The organism is Hydrogenophaga sp. (assembly GCF_019264445.1).
Classification (GTDB): domain Bacteria; phylum Pseudomonadota; class Gammaproteobacteria; order Burkholderiales; family Burkholderiaceae_C; genus Hydrogenophaga.
In genome coordinates this window covers 13886-31883 of record NZ_JAHVAB010000013.1, presented here as the reverse complement: position 1 = coordinate 31883, position 17998 = coordinate 13886, and the positions used below count along the sequence as shown (strand labels likewise).

The 17998-nt window shown below is 68.5% G+C and carries 16 protein-coding genes; 3 read left to right on the top strand and 13 right to left on the bottom strand.

Features of this window, described 5'->3' with window-relative positions; genetic code table 11:
* The 12 genes from KXJ60_RS01410 to metC form a co-directional block, all read right to left on the bottom strand.
* Entirely contained in the window at window positions 1-1371 is a 1371-nt protein-coding gene (locus tag KXJ60_RS01410) for a THUMP domain-containing protein (protein ID WP_291123618.1), read from the bottom strand.
* Entirely contained in the window at window positions 1368-2999 is a 1632-nt protein-coding gene (gene rpoN / locus KXJ60_RS01405; protein ID WP_291123616.1) for an RNA polymerase factor sigma-54, read from the bottom strand. The genes KXJ60_RS01410 and rpoN overlap by 4 nt, the downstream gene beginning before the upstream one ends.
* Window positions 3000-3003: 4 nt before the next feature.
* Window positions 3004-3747 carry an LPS export ABC transporter ATP-binding protein gene (lptB, locus tag KXJ60_RS01400; RefSeq protein ID WP_291123633.1) on the bottom strand — a complete coding sequence of 248 codons (744 nt, stop codon included), beginning with the start codon at window positions 3745-3747 and terminating at the stop codon, window positions 3004-3006.
* Window positions 3748-3800: 53 nt separating this feature from the next.
* Window positions 3801-4433 (bottom strand): lipopolysaccharide transport periplasmic protein LptA, encoded by a 633-nt coding sequence (gene lptA, locus KXJ60_RS01395; RefSeq protein WP_291123614.1) that lies wholly within the window; start codon window positions 4431-4433, stop codon window positions 3801-3803.
* Window positions 4434-4565: 132 nt separating this feature from the next.
* Window positions 4566-5219 carry a thiol:disulfide interchange protein DsbA/DsbL gene (locus tag KXJ60_RS01390; RefSeq protein ID WP_291123612.1) on the bottom strand — a complete coding sequence of 218 codons (654 nt, stop codon included), beginning with the start codon at window positions 5217-5219 and terminating at the stop codon, window positions 4566-4568.
* A 74-nt stretch (window positions 5220-5293) separates the two neighbouring features.
* Window positions 5294-5986 (bottom strand): SPOR domain-containing protein, encoded by a 693-nt coding sequence (locus KXJ60_RS01385; protein WP_291123609.1) that lies wholly within the window; start codon window positions 5984-5986, stop codon window positions 5294-5296.
* 14 nt (window positions 5987-6000) lie between these two features.
* The gene (gene argS, locus KXJ60_RS01380) at window positions 6001-7674 is read right to left on the bottom strand and encodes an arginine--tRNA ligase (protein ID WP_291123607.1); all 1674 of its coding nucleotides are present in this window, start codon (window positions 7672-7674) and stop codon (window positions 6001-6003) included.
* Between the two features lie 37 nt (window positions 7675-7711).
* Window positions 7712-8980 carry a D-amino acid dehydrogenase gene (locus tag KXJ60_RS01375; RefSeq protein ID WP_291123605.1) on the bottom strand — a complete coding sequence of 423 codons (1269 nt, stop codon included), beginning with the start codon at window positions 8978-8980 and terminating at the stop codon, window positions 7712-7714.
* 24 nt (window positions 8981-9004) lie between these two features.
* The gene (locus tag KXJ60_RS01370; protein ID WP_291123599.1) at window positions 9005-10021 is read right to left on the bottom strand and encodes a tripartite tricarboxylate transporter substrate binding protein; all 1017 of its coding nucleotides are present in this window, start codon (window positions 10019-10021) and stop codon (window positions 9005-9007) included.
* A gap of 88 nt (window positions 10022-10109) precedes the next feature.
* The gene (locus KXJ60_RS01365; RefSeq protein WP_291123597.1) at window positions 10110-10889 is read right to left on the bottom strand and encodes an SDR family oxidoreductase; all 780 of its coding nucleotides are present in this window, start codon (window positions 10887-10889) and stop codon (window positions 10110-10112) included.
* A 24-nt stretch (window positions 10890-10913) separates the two neighbouring features.
* A complete protein-coding gene (locus KXJ60_RS01360; RefSeq protein WP_291123595.1) occupies window positions 10914-11849 on the bottom strand; it encodes a 4-hydroxy-tetrahydrodipicolinate synthase in 936 nt (311 codons plus the stop codon).
* A gap of 125 nt (window positions 11850-11974) precedes the next feature.
* Window positions 11975-13162, bottom strand: a complete 1188-nt coding sequence (gene metC / locus KXJ60_RS01355) for a cystathionine beta-lyase (RefSeq protein ID WP_291123593.1) — start codon at window positions 13160-13162, stop codon at window positions 11975-11977.
* Between the two features lie 126 nt (window positions 13163-13288).
* Here metC and KXJ60_RS01350 point away from each other — a divergent pair, with 126 nt between their 5' ends.
* Entirely contained in the window at window positions 13289-13750 is a 462-nt protein-coding gene (locus KXJ60_RS01350; RefSeq protein ID WP_291123591.1) for an Lrp/AsnC family transcriptional regulator, read from the top strand.
* Window positions 13751-13760: 10 nt separating this feature from the next.
* Complete coding sequence (locus KXJ60_RS01345; protein ID WP_291123590.1) at window positions 13761-16067, top strand: molybdopterin-dependent oxidoreductase; 2307 nt, start codon at window positions 13761-13763, stop codon at window positions 16065-16067.
* Between the two features lie 19 nt (window positions 16068-16086).
* On the opposite strand, the gene KXJ60_RS01340 is transcribed toward KXJ60_RS01345, so the two are convergent.
* Window positions 16087-16998, bottom strand: coding sequence for a LysR family transcriptional regulator (locus KXJ60_RS01340; RefSeq protein WP_291123588.1), 912 nt, complete (start codon window positions 16996-16998; stop codon window positions 16087-16089).
* Between the two features lie 112 nt (window positions 16999-17110).
* Here KXJ60_RS01340 and KXJ60_RS01335 point away from each other — a divergent pair, with 112 nt between their 5' ends.
* Window positions 17111-17980, top strand: a complete 870-nt coding sequence (locus KXJ60_RS01335) for an alpha/beta hydrolase (RefSeq protein ID WP_291123586.1) — start codon at window positions 17111-17113, stop codon at window positions 17978-17980.
* The last annotated feature ends 18 nt before the right edge of the window (window positions 17981-17998 follow it).

The following is a 17998-nucleotide window of genomic DNA, read 5'->3' as shown; positions in this document are numbered from 1 at the left end:
CTAGGCATCGCCCCCTTGAGGGGGTCGCGCGGAGCGCGGCGGGGGTGTTTCTTGCCTTCGTGCCGTGAGGTCAAAGCGGAACAGGCGGCATTCGATGGGGCCGTTCCACAGCGGCACGCGGCGCGATTCCTTGAAGCGCATCTTGCCCGGCAGCTTGAGGTCGGGCGTGAGCAGCCAGGCGCTCCAGCCGGCGTAGTGGGTTTTCCAGTGGGCGGCGAGCTGGCTGAAGAAGTCGCTGCCGTCGCCGCCATCGGCCATCTGCGCGCTCTCGCGGCCCTGGCCCGCCGCAGGTGGTGGCGGCGCGCCCACGGTGAAGGTGCGTGGCGCGCGCGGGGCCATGCGCTGCGAACGCGCGCTGGCGCGGTCTTCGGCGTTCTGGCCGGCCACCCCGGCGGCGGCAATGCGCTCGCCATACGGCGGGTTGAGCAGCATGAGGCCAGGGCGCGCGGTAGGCGGCGTGCGCTGCAGGGCATCGCCACCGCGCAGCTCCACGGCGTGCGACACGCCCGCACGCTCGGCGTTGCGCTGCGCGAAGTCGACCATGCGGAAGGACACATCGCTGCCAAACACGATGGGAGCGTGGCCCTGCGGCCATTCGCGTTGCTGTTGCTTCGCGTCGGCCTTGATGGCCTGCCACACATGGGGCTGGAAGGGCAGGAGCTTTTCAAACGCGAAACGGCGCAGCATGCCCGGCGCGATGTTGAGCGCGAGCTGCGCGGCTTCGATCACCACCGTGCCGCTGCCGCAGCAGGGGTCGTACAGCGGCACGATCTCGTCCAGCGGCGTGTCGGCGCCGGCTTGCCAGCCGGTGGCCGCGATCATGGCGGCCGCCAGCGTTTCCTTCAGGGGCGCATCGCCCTTGTCTTCGCGCCAGCCGCGCTTGAACAGCGGCTCGCCCGAGGTGTCGATGTACAGGCTCACCGTTTCGGTGGTCAGGTGCACGTAGATGCGCACGTCGGGCCAGGTGGTGTTGACGCTGGGCCGCTCGCCGCGCTTGGCGCGGAAGCGGTCGCAGATGGCGTCTTTCACCTTGAGCGCCGCGAAATTGAGCGAGGTCAGCGGGCTGTGCTGCGCGGTGATCTCGACCTTGATCGTTTGCGCCGGTGTGAACCAGATTTCCCACGCCACGTCGGACGCGGCGTTGTACAGATCCTGCTCGTTGCGGTAACCGCCATGCCAGAGCTGCACCAGCACACGCTGCGTGAGGCGGCTGTGCAGGTTCAGGCGCATGGCATCGCGCCAGGAAGCATTGAGCGCCACACCGCCGCGCGCCTTGTAGGGCGAGGCTTCGCCGGTGATGCGCTGCACCTCGGCGGCGAGCATGTCCTCAACGCCAGCGGCGCAGGGAAGGAAAACTTGGAGTTGGTTCAAAGTGCTTTGCGCAGATTGGCGGGCGCTATGCGCAGCGCCTCGCGGTACTTGGCCACCGTGCGGCGCGCGCACTCGATGCCCTGCTCACGCAGGAGGTCGGAGAGCTGGTTGTCCGACAGGGGCTTGGCGGGCTCTTCGGCGGCAATGAACTGCTTGAGCAGCGCACGCACCGCGGTGCTCGACGCGTTGCCACCGGTCTCGGTGCCGAGCGACGAGCCAAAGAAATACTTGAGCTCGTAGGTGCCGAACGGCGTGGCCATGTACTTGGCGGTGGTCACGCGGCTGATGGTGGATTCGTGCAGGCCGAGTTCGTCGGCAATCTCGCGCAGCACCAGCGGGCGCATGGCGAGCTCGCCGTGCATGAAGAAGTTGCGCTGGCGCTCCACGATGGCGCTGGAGACGCGCAGGATGGTGTCGAAGCGCTGCTGGATGTTCTTGATGAACCAGCGCGCTTCCTGCAGGCGCTGCTGCATCGCGGCGTGACCGGCTTCGCCGCCGTTGTCGCGGCCGCCGCGGTTCTGGCGCATGGCGTTGGCGTACACGTCGTGCACGCGCAGGCGCGGCATCACGTCCGGGTTCAGGATCACCTTGAAGCCCCGGCCGGCGCGCGTGACGATGACGTCGGGCACGACCACGTTGCGCTCGACGTCGATGAAGCGGCGACCGGGCTTGGGCTCCAGGCGCGCAATCAGCCCGAGCGCGGCGCGCACGGTTTCGTCATCGATGCCGCAGAGGTTGCACAGGCGCTTGACGTCGCGCTTGGCCATGAGCTCCAGCGGCTGGTTGCAGATGGCCAGTGCGGCGCGCGCTTCGGCGGTGTTGCGCAGTTCCAGGATCTGCAGGCGCAGGCATTCGCCGAGGTCGCGTGCGCCCACGCCCGAAGGCTCCATGTGCTGCAGCAGCTGCAGCGCCACGGTCAGGCGCTGCTCGATGGCTTCGCGCGCTTCCAGCGCGTCGTTGGGATCGCCCGCGAGCTGGGGCATGCCCGAGAGGTGCAGCCAGGCGTCGGCGAGTTCGGCCAGGCTTTCTTCCAGGTAGCCGTCTTCGTTCAGCGACTCGATCAGGAAGTACAGCGCCGCGCGGTCTTCGTCGGACAGGCGCAGGCAGCGCGCCTGGTCGTGCAGGAAGTCTTGCAGGCTGACGGGGGCGCGCGCGAGGTCGGCGGCGCTGGCGGTGTCGTCGCTGTCGCCCGAGCCGTTGTTGCGCGCGGGCGCGTCGCCGCCCCACTCGCTGTCGTCGGGCGCCATTTCCACGGTGCCGTCGCCTTCCCAGCTTTCCTCCACCGGGGTCGCGCCATCGAGCTTGCTCTCCAGACCGTCGCCCTCACCGGCTTCGCTGCTGGTGCTGGTGGTGACCTCGGAGGGCGAGAGCAGCGGGCCTGGCGCATCGGGCAGCGAGGCCTCGGCGATCTGCTCGCCCGCGCTCACCGGCACATCGGTCTGGTCCAGCCCGAAGGTCTCGCGCTCGGCCATGTCTTCCGAGCGTTCGAGGAAGGGGTTTTCGTCGAGCATCTGCTCGACCTCCTGCGCCATCTCCAGCGTGGAGAGTTGCAGCAGGCGGATCGATTGCTGCAACTGGGGCGTGAGCGCCAGGTGCTGCGAAACCCGCAGGGAAAGGCCTTGCTTCACCGCCTCACATCCGGAAGTGTTCGCCGAGGTACACGCGGCGCACGTCGGCGTTTTCCACGATCTCCGAGGGGGTGCCGCTGGTGAGCACGTGGCCGTCGTTGATGATGTACGCGCGGTCGCAGATGCCCAGCGTCTCGCGCACGTTGTGGTCGGTGATCAGCACGCCGATGCCACGCGATTTGAGGAAGCCGATGATGCGCTGGATCTCGATCACGGCAATCGGGTCGATGCCGGCGAAGGGCTCGTCGAGCAGGATGAAGCGCGGGTCGGTGGCCAGGGCGCGGGCGATCTCCACACGGCGGCGCTCGCCACCGGAGAGCGCAGGCGCGGGCGAGTCGCGCAGGTGGTCCACGTGCAGGTCTTGCAGCAGGGCGTCCAGCCGGCTCTCGATGGTGGCCTTGTCCAGCGACTTGCCGTGCTCGTCCACCTGCAGCTCCAGCACCGCGCGCACGTTGTCCGCCACGCTGAGCTTGCGAAAGATCGAGGCCTCTTGCGGCAGGTAGCCCAGACCGAGGCGCGCGCGGCGGTGAATCGGCAGGCTCTGGATGGGTTGACCATCGAGCAGGATTTCGCCGGCATCGGAGCGCAGCAGGCCCACGAGCATGTAGAACGACGTGGTCTTGCCCGCGCCATTGGGGCCCAGCAGGCCGACCACCTCGCCTTTGAAGACCGCGAGCGACACGTCCTTGACGACCTTTCGGCTGCCGTAGGACTTTTGCAGGCCGCGCGCTTCAAGGCGGCTGACCACCGGGTTGGCGGGGCGGCGCTTGGGCGGCGCCGCCGGACTGGCTGACGCTTGCGTCACTGGCGCCCCTCTTCGAGCTGCGGGCTGGGCTTGAGCGTGGCCGGCGGCACAGGCACCGGTGCGGGGGCCGGCGCGCCTTCCTTCGGCACGGGCGTGAGCATGGCGCGCACGCGGCCGGTGGGGTTGAAGGCGGTGCGGTTGGCGGTGCCGCCGTCGACGGTGAACACGTCGGTGGTGTTGTTGTAGACGATCACGTTGCCCGTGGTTTCGTCGTTGAGCTGGGTGCCCTTGAAGCGCTTGAGCACGGCGTTGCCGGTGAAGCGCACGGTGTCGGCCTTGCTGTCGTAGTCGATGCGCTGCGCCGTGCCTTCAATGAACTCGTCCACGTTGTCGCGCTTCTGGCGGAAAAAGCCGGGGTTGCCGTTGACGATGCCGAACTGGTTGCCCTGGGCGTCCTGCCGCACCTCGACCTGCGCGCCGCGGATGACGATGGTGCCTTTGGTGATGACCACGTTGCCAGTGAACACGCTGGTCTGTCGCGCGTCGTCGTAACGCAGGGCATCGGCTTCGGCGTTCAGGGGCAGGTTGCGATCGGCCTTCTCCGCTTGCGCGGCACCGATGCACCACAAAGCGGCAGTGAGGCAGACCACCCGGGGCAGGGCGCGGCAAACAGAGGTGAATGAGGGCATGGGATTTGAGGGCACGAAACTTGCATTCATTGTAGCGGCGTGAACCCCGCTTACGGGGCCAAAGGGGCTCAGAAATCACAAGGCCCGCACGAGGCGGGCCTGGACTGCGAGACGGCGCGAGAGGCGCGGGGCTCAGCCTTTGGCGCGCACCTCGGCGATCAACGCATTGGCCACCACCAGCGTGCGCGGGCCCTGCCCCTGCAGGTAGTACCGGCCGGCGATACCCAGGGCCGGCGTGCCCTCGACACCATAGGCATCCTGCAGCTGCGCCGCGCGCTGGGCCTTCTGGCCGGTGGCGCCGCTGTTGAACATCTCGGTGAACTTCGCGCGGTCCACGCCCTGCTTGGCCACCCAGTCGATGATCGCGGGCGGCGTGGTCAGGGGCAGGCGCTCGGTGTGGATCGCCTCAAACGCCTTGGCGTGCAGCTTGTCCACCAGGTTCATGGCCTCCAGCGAGTAATACAGACGCTGCATGGGCACGAAGGCCGGGCTGAAAGCCACCGGCACGCGCTTGACCGTGACATGGGCGGGCTTCTTCTGGATCCACTCTTCGAAGGCGGGTTCGAAGTTGAAACAGTGGATGCAGCTGTACGCAAAGAACTCCAGCACCTCCACCTGACCCGCCGGGCTCTCCACCGGCACAGGCTTGGCGATGCGGACGAAGTCCGTGCCCTCTTTGGGGCCGATGCGTTGGGCCAGTGCCGGCGTGAAAGCCAGGCCACCAGCGGCCCCGACGGCGGCGGTGCCAGCGGCCAGCAGGGAACGGGAAAAATCGCGACGTTGCATGGAATGACTCCAGGGGGAACAAGCCCGGTTGGGGCGTGAGGGGCGGGCAAAAGTTCCCGCCCGCCGGGCGCAGCTCAGCGCTGCACGCGCACCAGGGCGGATTCGATGTTGTTGACCTGCAGCTGCTCCAGCGTCAGGTCGGCCATGGCCTTCTGGTTGAACGGCCCGACGCGCACGCGAAACACCGTGCGGCCGTTCTGCTCGCGTTCGCTCACCTGCGCGTCGATGCCGAGCATGGCGAGCTTGGCCCGCTGCGACTGGGCGTCTTCCGGTGTGCGGAAGGCACCGGCCTGCACGAAATACGTGAAGGGATCGGCACCCGGGGCGGGCGGCGTGGCCGCAGCCGGTGCGGCGGGCGTGGCGGCGGCGGGCTGGCCCGCGCGCGACTGCACCAGATCACCCAGCGGATCGCCAGCCGGGCGGCTGGCGCCTGCCGTGGGCGGCGGCAGCGCCTGGCCGTCGGCCGGTGGCACCACGATGGCACCGGGCGTTTGCGCGGCAGGCGCCGCAGGCGCTGCGGGCGCCGCCGCTCCAGGGGGGTTGGCTCCGCTGAGCGCGCGGTTGGGGTTCCAGCCCTTGTTGCGCTCAGCCTCCAGCGCGTCCTGGTCGGCATTGCGCGACACGTTGCGGTCGACAAACGGAATCGGCACGCGGGTGACGTACACCGCCACAGCGAGCGCAGCGCCCAGGCCCACGAGCAGGCCGATCACGAAACCCATGAGGGTGCCGCCGAAGCTGCTGCGGGTCGCGGAAGGTTTCTTTTTCATTGCGGGTTTCACCATCACATCTTCTGCGGAGCACTGACGCCCAGCACTGCCAAACCATTGTGCAACACCTGCGCCGTGGCCTTCACGAGCGCAAGGCGCGCTTTCTTGACGGCTTCATCGTCCACCAGAATGCGCTCGGCGTCGTAGTAACTGTGGTAACTGGCCGCAAGCTCGCGCAGGTAGAAGGTGACGTCGTGCGGCGCGAAGTCGCGTGCGGCGTCGCTCAGCATGGCGGGGTACTTGGCCAGCAGCAGCATCAGGGCCTGCGCGGGTGCGCTGTCGAGCGCGGCCAGGTCTGCGTCGGCCAGCGAGGCGGCATCGCCCCCCCACGACGCCAGCACCGAGCAGATGCGCGCGTGCGCGTACTGCACGTAGTACACCGGGTTGTCGTTGTTCTTCTGCACGGCCAGGTCCACATCGAAGGTGTATTCGGTGTCGGGCTTGCGGCTGAGCAGGAAGAAGCGCACCGCGTCCTTGCTGGTCCATTCGATGAGGTCGCGCAGCGTGACGTAGCTGCCCGCGCGCTTGCTGATCTTGACCTCTTCGCCGCCCTTGACCACGCGCACCATGGTGTGCAGCACGTAGTCGGGGTAGCCCTGGGGAATGCCCACGCCTGCGGCCTGCAGGCCGGCGCGCACGCGCGCGATGGTGCCGTGGTGGTCGGTGCCCTGGATGTTGATCACCTTGGTGAAGCCCCGCTCCCACTTGGCGATGTGGTACGCCACGTCGGGCACGAAGTAGGTAAAAGAACCGTCGGACTTGCGCATCACGCGGTCCTTGTCGTCGCCGTAGTCGGTGGACTTGAGCCACAGCGCGCCGTCCTGCTCGTAGGTCTTGCCGGCGTCCACCAGCTTCTGCACCGCCGCCGCCACGCGGCCGCTGCTGTACAGGCTGGACTCGAGGTAGTAGTGATCGAACTTGACCGCGAAAGCCTGCAGGTCCAGATCCTGCTCGTGGCGCAGGTAGGCCACGGCGAACTGGCGGATGCCGTCGAGGTCCTGCACGTCACCGCTGGCGGTGAACTCGCGGTCGTCGGCCTTCACGGTTTTCTTCGCCAGGAAGTCGTTGGCGATGTCCTGGATGTAGTCACCGTTGTAAGCGGCTTCGGGCCACTGGGCGTCGCCGGGCTTGAAACCCTGGGCGCGCAGCTGGGTGGAGTTGGCCAGCGTGCCGATCTGCACACCCGCGTCGTTGTAATAGAACTCGCGGTGCACGCTCCAGCCCTGCGTGCTGTAGAGGTTGCAGATGGCGTCGCCCAGCGCGGCCTGGCGGCCGTGGCCCACGTGCAGCGGGCCAGTGGGGTTGGCCGACACGAACTCGACCATGAGCTTGTGCCCGTTGGACGCCTGCGTGCCGAACGCCTCGCCGGCCTGCAGCACCTCGCGCACGATCTGCTGCTTGGCTTCGGGCTTGAGGCGGATGTTGAGAAAGCCCGGGCCGGCCAGGTCGATGTCGGACACCCAGCGCTGGTACACCGGCTGCGCCAGCAGCAGCTCGCGCAGGTTCTCGCCGAGCTGGCGCGGGTTGAGCTTGAGGGGTTTGGCCAGCTGCATGGCGGCGGTGCTGGCGAAGTCGCCATGGGCGGCGACCTTGGGCGACTCGAACGCGGCCCTGGCGCCCGCGCCGGGTGAAAGGCTGTCGAGCGCGCTGGCCAGGCCGGCCAGCAGTTCCTGTTTGATCTTGAGCATAGGGGCGCAATTTTACGGGGGCGCCCGCTGGCGCGTGTCAGCGCGGGGCGATGCCGAAGCGCTCGCCCGTCAGGCCGTCGAGGTCGATCTCGGGCACACCGCCACCCACCAGCGTGGCCACGATGCGGCTGGTGCCGCAGGCCTGCGTCCAGCCGTTGGAGCCGTGGCCGCTGTTGAGGAACAGGCCGCGCCAGCGCGTGGGACCGAGGATGGGCGGGCCATCGGGCGTCATGGGGCGCAAGCCCGCCCAGAAAGCCACGTTCGCCTCGTCCATGCCGTGCGGCACGAACTCGCGCACCACGCGCAGCAACATGTCACGGCGATCCGGGTGCGCCTGCAGCCCGTAGCCACCCAGTTCGGCCATGCCGGCGGCGCGGATGCGCGTGCCCAGGCGCGAAATCATCACCTTGTTGTGCTCGTCCATGAGCGCGGGGCGGATGTCGGGCGCGTCGGCGAGGCAGGGCACGGTGATCGAGTAGCCCTTGAGCGGGTACACCGGCAGGTTCATCCCCAGCGGCCGCAGCAGAAAAGGCGCTTGGTTGCCCAGCGCCACCACATACGCGTCGGCCTGCAGCCGGCCGGCCGAGCTGCGCACCCCGCTGACGCGGTCGCCCTCGGTCTCCAGGGCGTGCACGGTCGTGTTGAAACGGAAGTCGACTCCGCGCGCGCTCAGCCGCTGCGCCAGCGCCTGCGAAAACCGGTGGCTGTCGCCCGACGCGTCGGCGGGCAGCAGCAGCGCGCCGGCAATGGCCGCGGTGCGGCGCGCAAGTGCGGGCTCGCGGGCATCGACCTCATCGGGCTCCAGCCAGCGCCAGGGCACCTCGAAGTCGTCGAGCGCGCGTGTGGCCAAGCGGCCCAGTTCGGCTTCTTGCGGCGTGCGAAACAGCCACAGCGTGCCATCGGCATGAAAGTCGAAGTCGTGCAGGTTGGCCTCTTGGGCCAGGCTGCGCAGGCAGGCCAGGCTGTAGTGCGCCACGCGCTGCATGCGCAGCTTGTTGAGGCGGTAGCGCTCGGCGTTGCACTCGCCCACCCAGCGCGCGATCCAGCGCCACTGGTGCAGGCTGGCCTGCGGGCGAAAGCGGATGGGCGCGTCCGCCTGCAGCAGCATGCGCATGACCTTGCCCACCATGCCGGGCGCGGCCCACGGCCCGGCAAAGCTGGGGCACAGGCCGCCCGCGTTGCCGAAGCTGGTTTCGTCGGCGGGGCCCGCGTGGCGCTCGACCACGGTGACCTCGTGCCCGTCGCGCCAGAGGTACCAGGCCGTGGCCATGCCGACCACGCCGGCCCCAAGCACCAGAACTTTCATGTGCAGCTCAACGCGACCGGTGCGTCACTCGATCTTGATGCCGGCCTTGTCGATGATGGTCTGGTACTTGGCCGTCTCGTTGACGATGTACTTGTTGAAATCGGCCGAGTTGCGGAAGGTGGCTTCAAAGCCCAGGGCATTGAGCTTGCTCTTGAACGCGGGCGCCTTCGAGGCGCGCTCGGTGGCAGACTCCAGCGCCTTGAGCACGGGCACGGGCAACTTGGCCGGCGCCCAGATGCCGTACCACGAATAGAACTCGAAGCCGCGCAGGCCCGCTTCGCGCATGGTCGGCACATCGGGCAGCAGCGGGCTGCGTTCGCGGCCCGTTTGCGCAATCGCGCGCAGGCGACCGCTCTGCACATGCGGCAGCGACGACAGGAACGGGTCCATCATCGCGTGCACCTGGCCGCCGATGAGGTCTTGCAGCGCGGGCGCGGCGCCCTTGTACAGCGCAATCGGAATGCCCTTGTCGGCCAGGCCCACGTCGGCCATGAACTGCGCAATGCCCAGGTGGCCGGCCGAGCCGTAGCCACTGGTGACGAAGCTGTACTTGTTCGGGTTGGCCTTGACCACGTTGATCAGGTCGAGCACCGTGTTCGCCGGCACCTGCGGGTTCACGCTGAAGATCAGCGCGCCTTCGGCCACCATGCCGATGGGCGTGAAGTCCTTGATGGCGTCGAACTTGACCTGGCTCTTATAGAGCAGGGGCGCTGCGGCGTGGATGGACGCATTGAAGTACAGCGTGTAGCCGTCGGGGTCGGCACGCACCACCGATGCCGCGCCGATCAGGCCCGAGGCCCCGGGACGGTTTTCCACCACCACGCTCTGCTTGAGCTCCTCGGCCAGTCGCTCGGCCAGGGTGCGCGCCACGCCGTCCACCGCGCCGCCAGCGGCGTGCGGCACCACGATGACGATGGGCTTGGCCGTGGGGTACGGCACCTGTGCCAGGGCTTGGGGCGCGTGGAGCACGCCGGCGGCAGCCGCCAGGCCGGCAAGCGCGACGCCATAACGGGTGAACGCGCGGCGATGGATGGATTTCATGGAAGACCTCGAATGGTTGGCGATAGGAACGATGAGAGGGAAATCTGTCTCCACGCACACCGGTCGAACGCCGGCTTGAGACCGGGTATCAGAAGGTGCCGGGGTAGGCACCTCCGTCAATCAGGATGTTCTGTCCGGTGATGTAGCCCGCGCGAGCCGAGCAGATGAAGCCGCAGAGCGCGCCGAGTTCGTGGGCCTCGCCATACCGGCCGGCCGGGTTCTGCGTGCCGCGCTCGTGCCAGAGCTGGTCGAAGGTCTTGCCCGTGGTGTCGAGCATGCCCTGGATGTGGTGGCGCTGCGCGTCGGTGGCGAACACACCGGGCAGCAGGTTGTTGATGGTCACGTTGTGGCGCACGGTCTGGCGCGCCAGGCCGGCCACAAAACCCACCAGGCCCGAGCGCGCGCCGTTGGACAGGCCCAGCTCCAGCTGTGGCGTCTTGACGCTGCGCGAGACGATGTTGACGATGCGACCGAAGCGCCGCTCGATCATGCCGTCCACGGTGCGGCGCATCATTTCAATCGGGCCGATCATCATCGAGTCCACCGCGCGGTGCCAGTCGGCCGGCGCCCAGTCCCTGAAGTCGCCCGGCGGCATGCCGTCGGCGTTGTTGATCAGGATGTCGGGCGCCGGGCAGGCGGCCAGCGCTGCATCGCGCCCGGCATCGGTGGTGATGTCGGCCGACACCCAGCCCACCGGCGTGCCGGTTTCGGCGGCGATCTCCGCCGCCGCCTGCTCCAGCGTGGCCACGGTGCGCGCGGCAATCACCACGTGCACGCCTTCGGCCGAGAGCTCGCGCGCGCAAGCGCGTCCCATGCCCTTGCTGCCACCAAACACCAAAGCCTTGCGGCCCGCAATACCCAGATCCATGTCAGCGTTTCCTGGTGGGGGGCTTCAGGCGGCCTTGAGCTCGGGCGAGCTCCAGCCGTACTTCTTGTCCAGCCCCAGTTCCTTCACGATGCGCAGACCCTTGAGCAGCGCCTCGCCTTCGAGGTTCTTGAGCGGCTTGCGCAGGTTGCCTGCGGGCAGGCCCACCGCCTTCATCAGCGACTTGATGGCCACCGGGTTGATGGCCGAGTACGAGTAATGCAGCATCGGCAGCAGGCCAAGGTAGGCGTCGCGGAAGCTCACGGACACGTCGGGCGTGGTCCAGGGCTTGGAGATGGTGACCAGCTCGGCGGGCGCGATGTTGCCGGTCATGTTGGCCGTGCCGTGGCCGCCCAGGCTCATGGTGGGCACCACCAGACCCAGGTTGGGCGAGTCGCAGCACATCACCGACACGTCGGGCCGCGCCTTGAGCACCTGCGCCACCTGGCCCACGCGCGTGGTCGACTCCTTGTGCACCACGTAGTTGGGGTGCTTGAAGATGCGCAGCAGGTGGTCCCAGTGCAGGTCGGTCTTCACGCGCGGTGGGTTGTTGTAGAGGCCCAGCGGCAGGTCGGTGGCGTCGGCCACTTCCAGGAAGTAGTCGGCCAGGTCGTCTTCGGGGCCGCAGATGTAGGCCGGCGCGGCCAGGATGGCGCCGTCGGCACCGTTGGCCTTGGCGAACTTCAGGTAGTCGATGGTGGTCTGGGTGTTGTTGCCGGTGCAGCCGTAGAAGAACTTCATCTTCCCGGTCTTGAAGCGTGCGGTCTCGGCAATGATGGCCTCGCGCTCCCTCTGCGACAGCATGGACACCTCACCGGTGGAGCCCATGATGAGAACGGCGCTGGTGCCGTTGTCTTCCTGGAACTTCAGCAGGCTGCGGAACGCGCCGAAGTCGGTGGTGCCGTCTGCGTTGAACGGCGTGATCAGGGCCACGAAGGAGCCTTCGATTTTCATTTTGCTCATGGCGAAATACCTGGAGAGGGGTGGAACGAAGAAGAGGACCGTCAGTATGTGCCAAGGGGAGCGATGGTAGTCGTCACCCGGGCATTTGGCCGCGGCGCCTCAGACAGACTGGAAAGAAGCTTATGTCAGGCCGCGCGCAACCGGCGCGACATCGCCACCAGCGCTTGGTCGAGGTCGGCGATCAGGTCCTGGGGATCTTCCAGGCCCACATGCAAGCGCAATGCCTGACCGCGCCACGGCCAGCGCGCCGCGGTGTGGTCGCCGCCCGGCGTGAAGGGCACCACCAGGCTTTCGAAGCCGCCCCACGACACGCCCAGCCCGAAGAGCTGCAGGGCGTCGACGAAGGCGTGCATGTCCTGCACCGAGGTGGTTTTGAGCACCACGGAAAACAGGCCGCAGGCGCCCAGGAAGTCGCGCTTCCACAAGGCGTGGCCAGGGTGGCTGGGCAGCGCCGGGTGCAGCACCGCCTCGATGGCTGGATGGCCTTCGAGCCAGCGGGCCACCTCCAGGCCCGCCACATGGTGCTGGCGCAGCCGCACACCGATCGTGCGCAGGCCGCGCAGCGCCAGGTACGCGTCGTCGGGGCCGGTGGTCTGGCCCAGGTCTTGCGCGGCCTGCTTGATGAGGGGCCAGGTCTCGCGGGTGCAGGTGGCAATGCCGAGCATGGCGTCGGAATGGCCCACGATGTATTTGGTAGCGGCCTGAATGGACACGTCCACACCGTGCTCGAACGGCTTGTAGAACAGCGGCGTGCCCCAGGTGTTGTCCATCACCACATGCGCACCGTGGCGGTGCGCCACCTCGGCGATGGCGGGGATGTCCTGGATCTCGAAGGTCTCGGAGCCAGGCGACTCCACGTACACGACGCGGGTGTTGGGGCGCAGCAGCGCGGCAATGCCGGCACCGATGCGCGGGTCGTACAGCGTCATCTCGACACCGAAGCGCGCCAGCACCCGCGAGAGAAAACCGCGCGTGGGACCGTAGGCGCTGTCGGTCACCAGCACGTGGTCGCCCTGCTTGAGCAAGCCGGTGAGCACGGTGGTGATGGCCGCCAGGCCCGAGGGAAACAGCTGCGCGCGGTGGCCGCCTTCGAGCTGCGCGATGGCGTCTTCCAGGGCGTGCGTGGTGGGCGTGCCGAAGCGGCCGTAGGTGGTGGCGCCGGGCACATCGGCGGCGCGGTCGGCCTTGCGCTGCTCCCACTCGGCCATGCTCGACGACAGGATGGTCGAGCCACGGAAGATGGGGGTGTTGACCAGGCCACCGAAACGCTGGGGGTCGCGGCCCAGCAAGGCCAGGCGGGTGTTTTCTTGCATGTGATGGAACTCCTTGAGCAGCCAGTCTAGGAGCGGGGGCGCGAACGATTTTTTCGAAATTGATGGCGCATCCGCCCAGCAAGTGAAAAAAATTTACCATCGCCCCACCCACACTCAGAGGCCCTTATGGACAAGAAAGACCGAGCCATCCTCGCCCTGCTCCAGACCGACGCGCGGCTGGCGGTGAGCGACATCGCCGAGCGCGTGAGCCTCTCCACCACCGCGTGCTGGAAGCGCGTGCAGCGGCTGCACGAGCAGGGCTACATCCGCCAGCAGGTGTGCCTGCTCGACAGCGCCAAGCTCGGCCTGGGTGTGACGGTGTTCGTGTCCATCAAGACCAGCCACCACGACCTGCAGTGGCTGCGCCGCTTCGCACTGGGCGTGCGCGACCTGCCCGAGGTGGTCGAGTTCTACCGCATGAGCGGCGACACCGACTACCTGCTCAAGGTGGTGGTGCCCGACATCGCGGGCTTCGATCTGGTCTACAAGAAGCTCATCCAGATCGTGGAGCTGTTCGACGTGAGCTCCAGCTTCGCGATGGAAGAAATCAAGTACACCACGGCCCTGCCCCTCAACTACGCCACCTGACCCCCGCACCATGAACCAGCCCCGCCAGCGCTTCCCGTCCCTCTCGCATTGGGGCGCCTTCACGGCCGTGGTGGAGGGCGGGCGGGTGGTGGACTGCGAGCCCTTTGCGCGCGACCCGGCGCCCTCTCCCATCCTGCGCTCCATGGCGGGTATGGTGCATTCGCCGCTGCGCGTGGCGCGGCCTGCGGTGCGCGAGGGCTGGCTGCGCCAGCGCGAGGGCAGCGACCGCGCCGCGCGCGGCCACGACCGCTTTGTGGAAGTGGACTGGGACACCGCGCTGACCCTCGTGGCCGACGAGCTGGCGCGCGTGCGCACGCAACACGGCCACGACGCCATCTTTGGCGGCTCCTACGGCTGGTCGTCCGCGGGCGGCCTGCACCACGCGCGCACGCTGGTGCAGCGCTTCCTGCACAGCGGCGGCGGCTGCGTGGGCCAGGCGGGCAACTACAGCTGGGGCGCGGCGCAGTTCCTGCTGCCCCACGTGATCGGCACCTTCACGCCGGTCACGGGCCGCGTGACCGACTGGCGCAACCTGCTCGCCCACACGAAGCTGTTCATTGCGTTCGGCGGCCTGCCGCTGCGCAACACGCAGGTCACCTCGGGCGGCGCGGGTGAGCACAGCAGCGCGGCGTGGATCGCACAGGCGGCGCGCGCGGGCATCGAGTTCGTGGTGATCAGCCCCACGCGCAACGACGTGCCCGAGGGCATGGCCGCGCGCTGGATCCCGATTCGCCCCAACACCGACACCGCGCTCATGCTGGGCATGGCCCACACGCTGCTGGCCGAAGGCCTGCACGACGCCGACTTTCTGCAGACCCACTGCAACGGCTTCGAGGCCTGGGCGCGCTACCTGCAAGGCACCGACGACGGCGTGCCCAAAAGCGCCGCGTGGGCCGCCGCCATCTGCGGCGTGGAGGCCGACACCATCGCCGAGCTCGCGCGCAGCGCCGCGCGACAGCGCACCCTGATCAACTGCACCTGGTCGCTGCAGCGCGCCCACCACGGCGAGCAACCCTACTGGGCCAGCATCGCGCTGGCCGCCGTGCTCGGCCAGATCGGCCTGCCCGGTGGCGGCTTTGCGTTTGGCCACGGCTCTGTCAACGGTGCCGCCACGCCCCGGCCCGACGTGGCCGCGCCCCGGCTGTCCGCCGGCACCAACCCGATTGGCCGGCAGATCCCCGTGGCGCGCCTGGCCGACATGCTGCTGCACCCCGGGCAGGCGTACGACTTCAATGGCCGCACGGGCACCTACCCCGACACCCGCCTCGTCTACTGGGCCGGCGGCAACCCGTTTCACCACCACCAGGATCTCAACCGCCTGCTGCGCGCCTGGCAGAAGCCCGAGACCATCGTCGTGCACGACAGCTGGTGGACGCCCACCGCGCGGCGCGCCGACATCGTGCTGCCCGCCACCACCACACTGGAGCGCAACGACGTGGGCGGCTCCTCGCGCGACCGCTACCTGCTCGCCATGAAACAGGCCATTGCCCCGGTGGGCCAGAGCCGCAACGACTTCGACATCTTTCGCGAACTCGCCGCGCGCGCCGGGCACGAAGCCGCCTACACCGAAGGCCGCGACGAAGCCGCCTGGGTGCGCGCCATTTACGACAACACCGCGAGCAACTGGCGCGCCGCCGGCTTCGACCTGCCGGACTTCGACACCTTCTGGGCCAATGGCACGGCCGAGCTGCCCGAACCCGAGCGCGACATGGTGCTGTTTGAAGCCTTTCGTGCCGACCCGCAGGCGGCGGCGCTGGGCACGCCCTCGGGCCGCATCGAACTGCACTCGGCTGCCATCGCCCGCTTCGGCTACGCCGACTGCCCGCCCCAGCCCACCTGGCTGGCGCCCGAGGAATGGCTGGGCGCCGACGGCGCGCGCCAGTGGCCGCTGCACCTCATCAGCTCGCAGCCGGCCGACAAGCTGCATTCGCAGCTCGACGCCGGCGTGCTCTCGCGCGAGCACAAGCTGCACGACCGCCAACGCGTGCGCCTGAACCCGGCAGACGCGCAGGCGCGCGGCATTGCCGACGGCGATCTGGTGCGCGTGTTCAACGCGCGCGGCCACTGCCTGGGCGGCGCCACGCTGGACGACGCGGTCATGCCCGGTGTGGTCGTGATGTCCACCGGCGCGTGGTTCGACGGCCACGGCGACGACCTGGAGCGCCACGGCAACCCCAACGTGCTCACCGCCGACCGCGGCACCTCGCGCCTGGCCCAGGGCTGCAGCGCCATGACCGCGCTGGTGGACGTGGCGCGCTGGCAGGGCGATGCGCCGCCGGTGCGCGCCTTCGACGCGCCGGCGCTGGCCACCGCCTGAGCCGCACGGCGGCGGCGTTTCAGGCTGCGGTATCCGGCGCCTCGTCGGCGTCGAACGATGCCACCGCGTGATCGATAAAGGTGCGCACCTTGGGCGCGAGGTAACGGGTGCTCGCGAACACCGCATGCACCGGCACGGGCGGCGGCTGCCAGCCGACCAGCACCGGCACGAGCCGCCCCTGCGCCAGCGGCAGCTCCGCCACCTGGTGTGGCAGCAAGCCGATGCCCAGTCCCTGCACCGCGGCATCACAGACGGCAAACCGGCTGTTCACCCGCAGCCGCGCCCTGCCCTCGGTGTTGACCGGACACGCCTCGTCGCCACGGCGCAGCAACCACACCTGGCGCTGGCTGCCCGCGTTGAACGCCAGCAGGGCGTGCTGCAAAAGCTCTTGCGGCGCCTGGGGTGAGCCCTGTCCGGCGAGGTAGCCCGGGCTCGCGTACAGCCCGTAGCGCAACTCACCCAGGCGGCGGGCTGCCAGACTGGAATCGGGCAGCGTGCCGACGCGAATGGCCAGATCAAACCCTTCGTGAACGAGGTCGATCAGGCGGCTGGTGAAGTCGGCCTCAACCGACACCTGGGGATACCGCGCCAGATAACCGTGCACCCAGCGCTGCGCGGCGATCTGCCCGAACTCCGCTCCGCAACTGAGCTTGAGCAACCCGCGCGGCTCGGCGAGCGTGGCCTGGGCCGCGCGCTCGGCTTCTTCCACGGCGCCCAGGATGCCCACCGCGCGTTCATAGAGATCGCGCCCGACCTCCGTCAGCGACAGCGAGCGCGTCGAGCGCTCCAGCAGCCTCACGCCCAGCTTGCTTTCCAGCCCAGACACCACCCGGGAGACGTGGGCCTTCTGCGTGTTCATGGCCAGCGCGGCACCGGTGAAGCTGCCGGCCTGCACCACTTTCACCAGCGTGTTGAGTTCCTGAATGTCCATGTCGGCCCCTGCGATTTGTTGCCTGAAACAGCAACAAGCTGTGTTTGATTGAGCTATTTATCTTGGCCATTAAAACCTTAAAACTCAGTTCTCCCCAGCCTCTGGAACCCTCATGAGCCCGAAAGACAACAACCCTCGCGCCAAGCCAGCCGCCCAGCAGAATTTTTTGGCCACGGCCGCCAGCGTCCTCGCGTTGACCACCCTCAGCGCTTGCAGCACCGTCGCGCCGGCGATGCCGACGGCAGCCACGGCCACGGCGCGCCCCATCGTGCTGGTGCACGGCGCCTGGATGGGCGCCAGCGCCTGGGACCGCGTGGCGAGCGACCTGCGCCAGCGTGGGTTTCGCGTCACTGCGGTGGAGCTGCCCGGCCACGGCGCAGACACCACGCCAGCCGCGCAACTCTCGCTCGACGGCTATGTGAAAACGGTGCTTGCCGCGTTGCCGGCACAGGGTCAGGCCATCGTCGTGGGGCACAGCATGGGCGGCATGGTGATCTCGGCCTTGGCCGAGCAAGCACCCGAGCGTGTGGCCGAACTGGTGTACGTGGCGGGCTACCTGCCGCAACACGGTGAAAGCCTCTACAAGATCGCCATGACCGACGCCGACAGCCGCGTGGGCGCGTACTGGACGCAAGCCGATCCCAAGGCCTACACCCCCGCCAGCCTGCGGCCCGAGGGCATCGCCGAAGTGTTCTGCGCGGACTGCAATGAAGCCGACCAACGCACCCTGGTGAGCAGCCACAAAGCCGAAGCCGTACCCCCGCTGGGCACGCCCGTGTCGCTGAGCGCCGCACGCTTTGGCCGCGTGCCCCGCAGCTACGTGCACACCCGGCAGGACAACGCCGTGTCGTTCAAGCTGCAGCAAAACATGCTGGCGCGCGCCGGCGGTGTGCGGCAAACCTGGGAGCTGAACACCTCGCACCTGCCCATGCTCACCCAACCCCGTGCGCTGGCCGACATCCTGGCCGACGTGGCGCGCTGACCCCGACAGACCGACCTC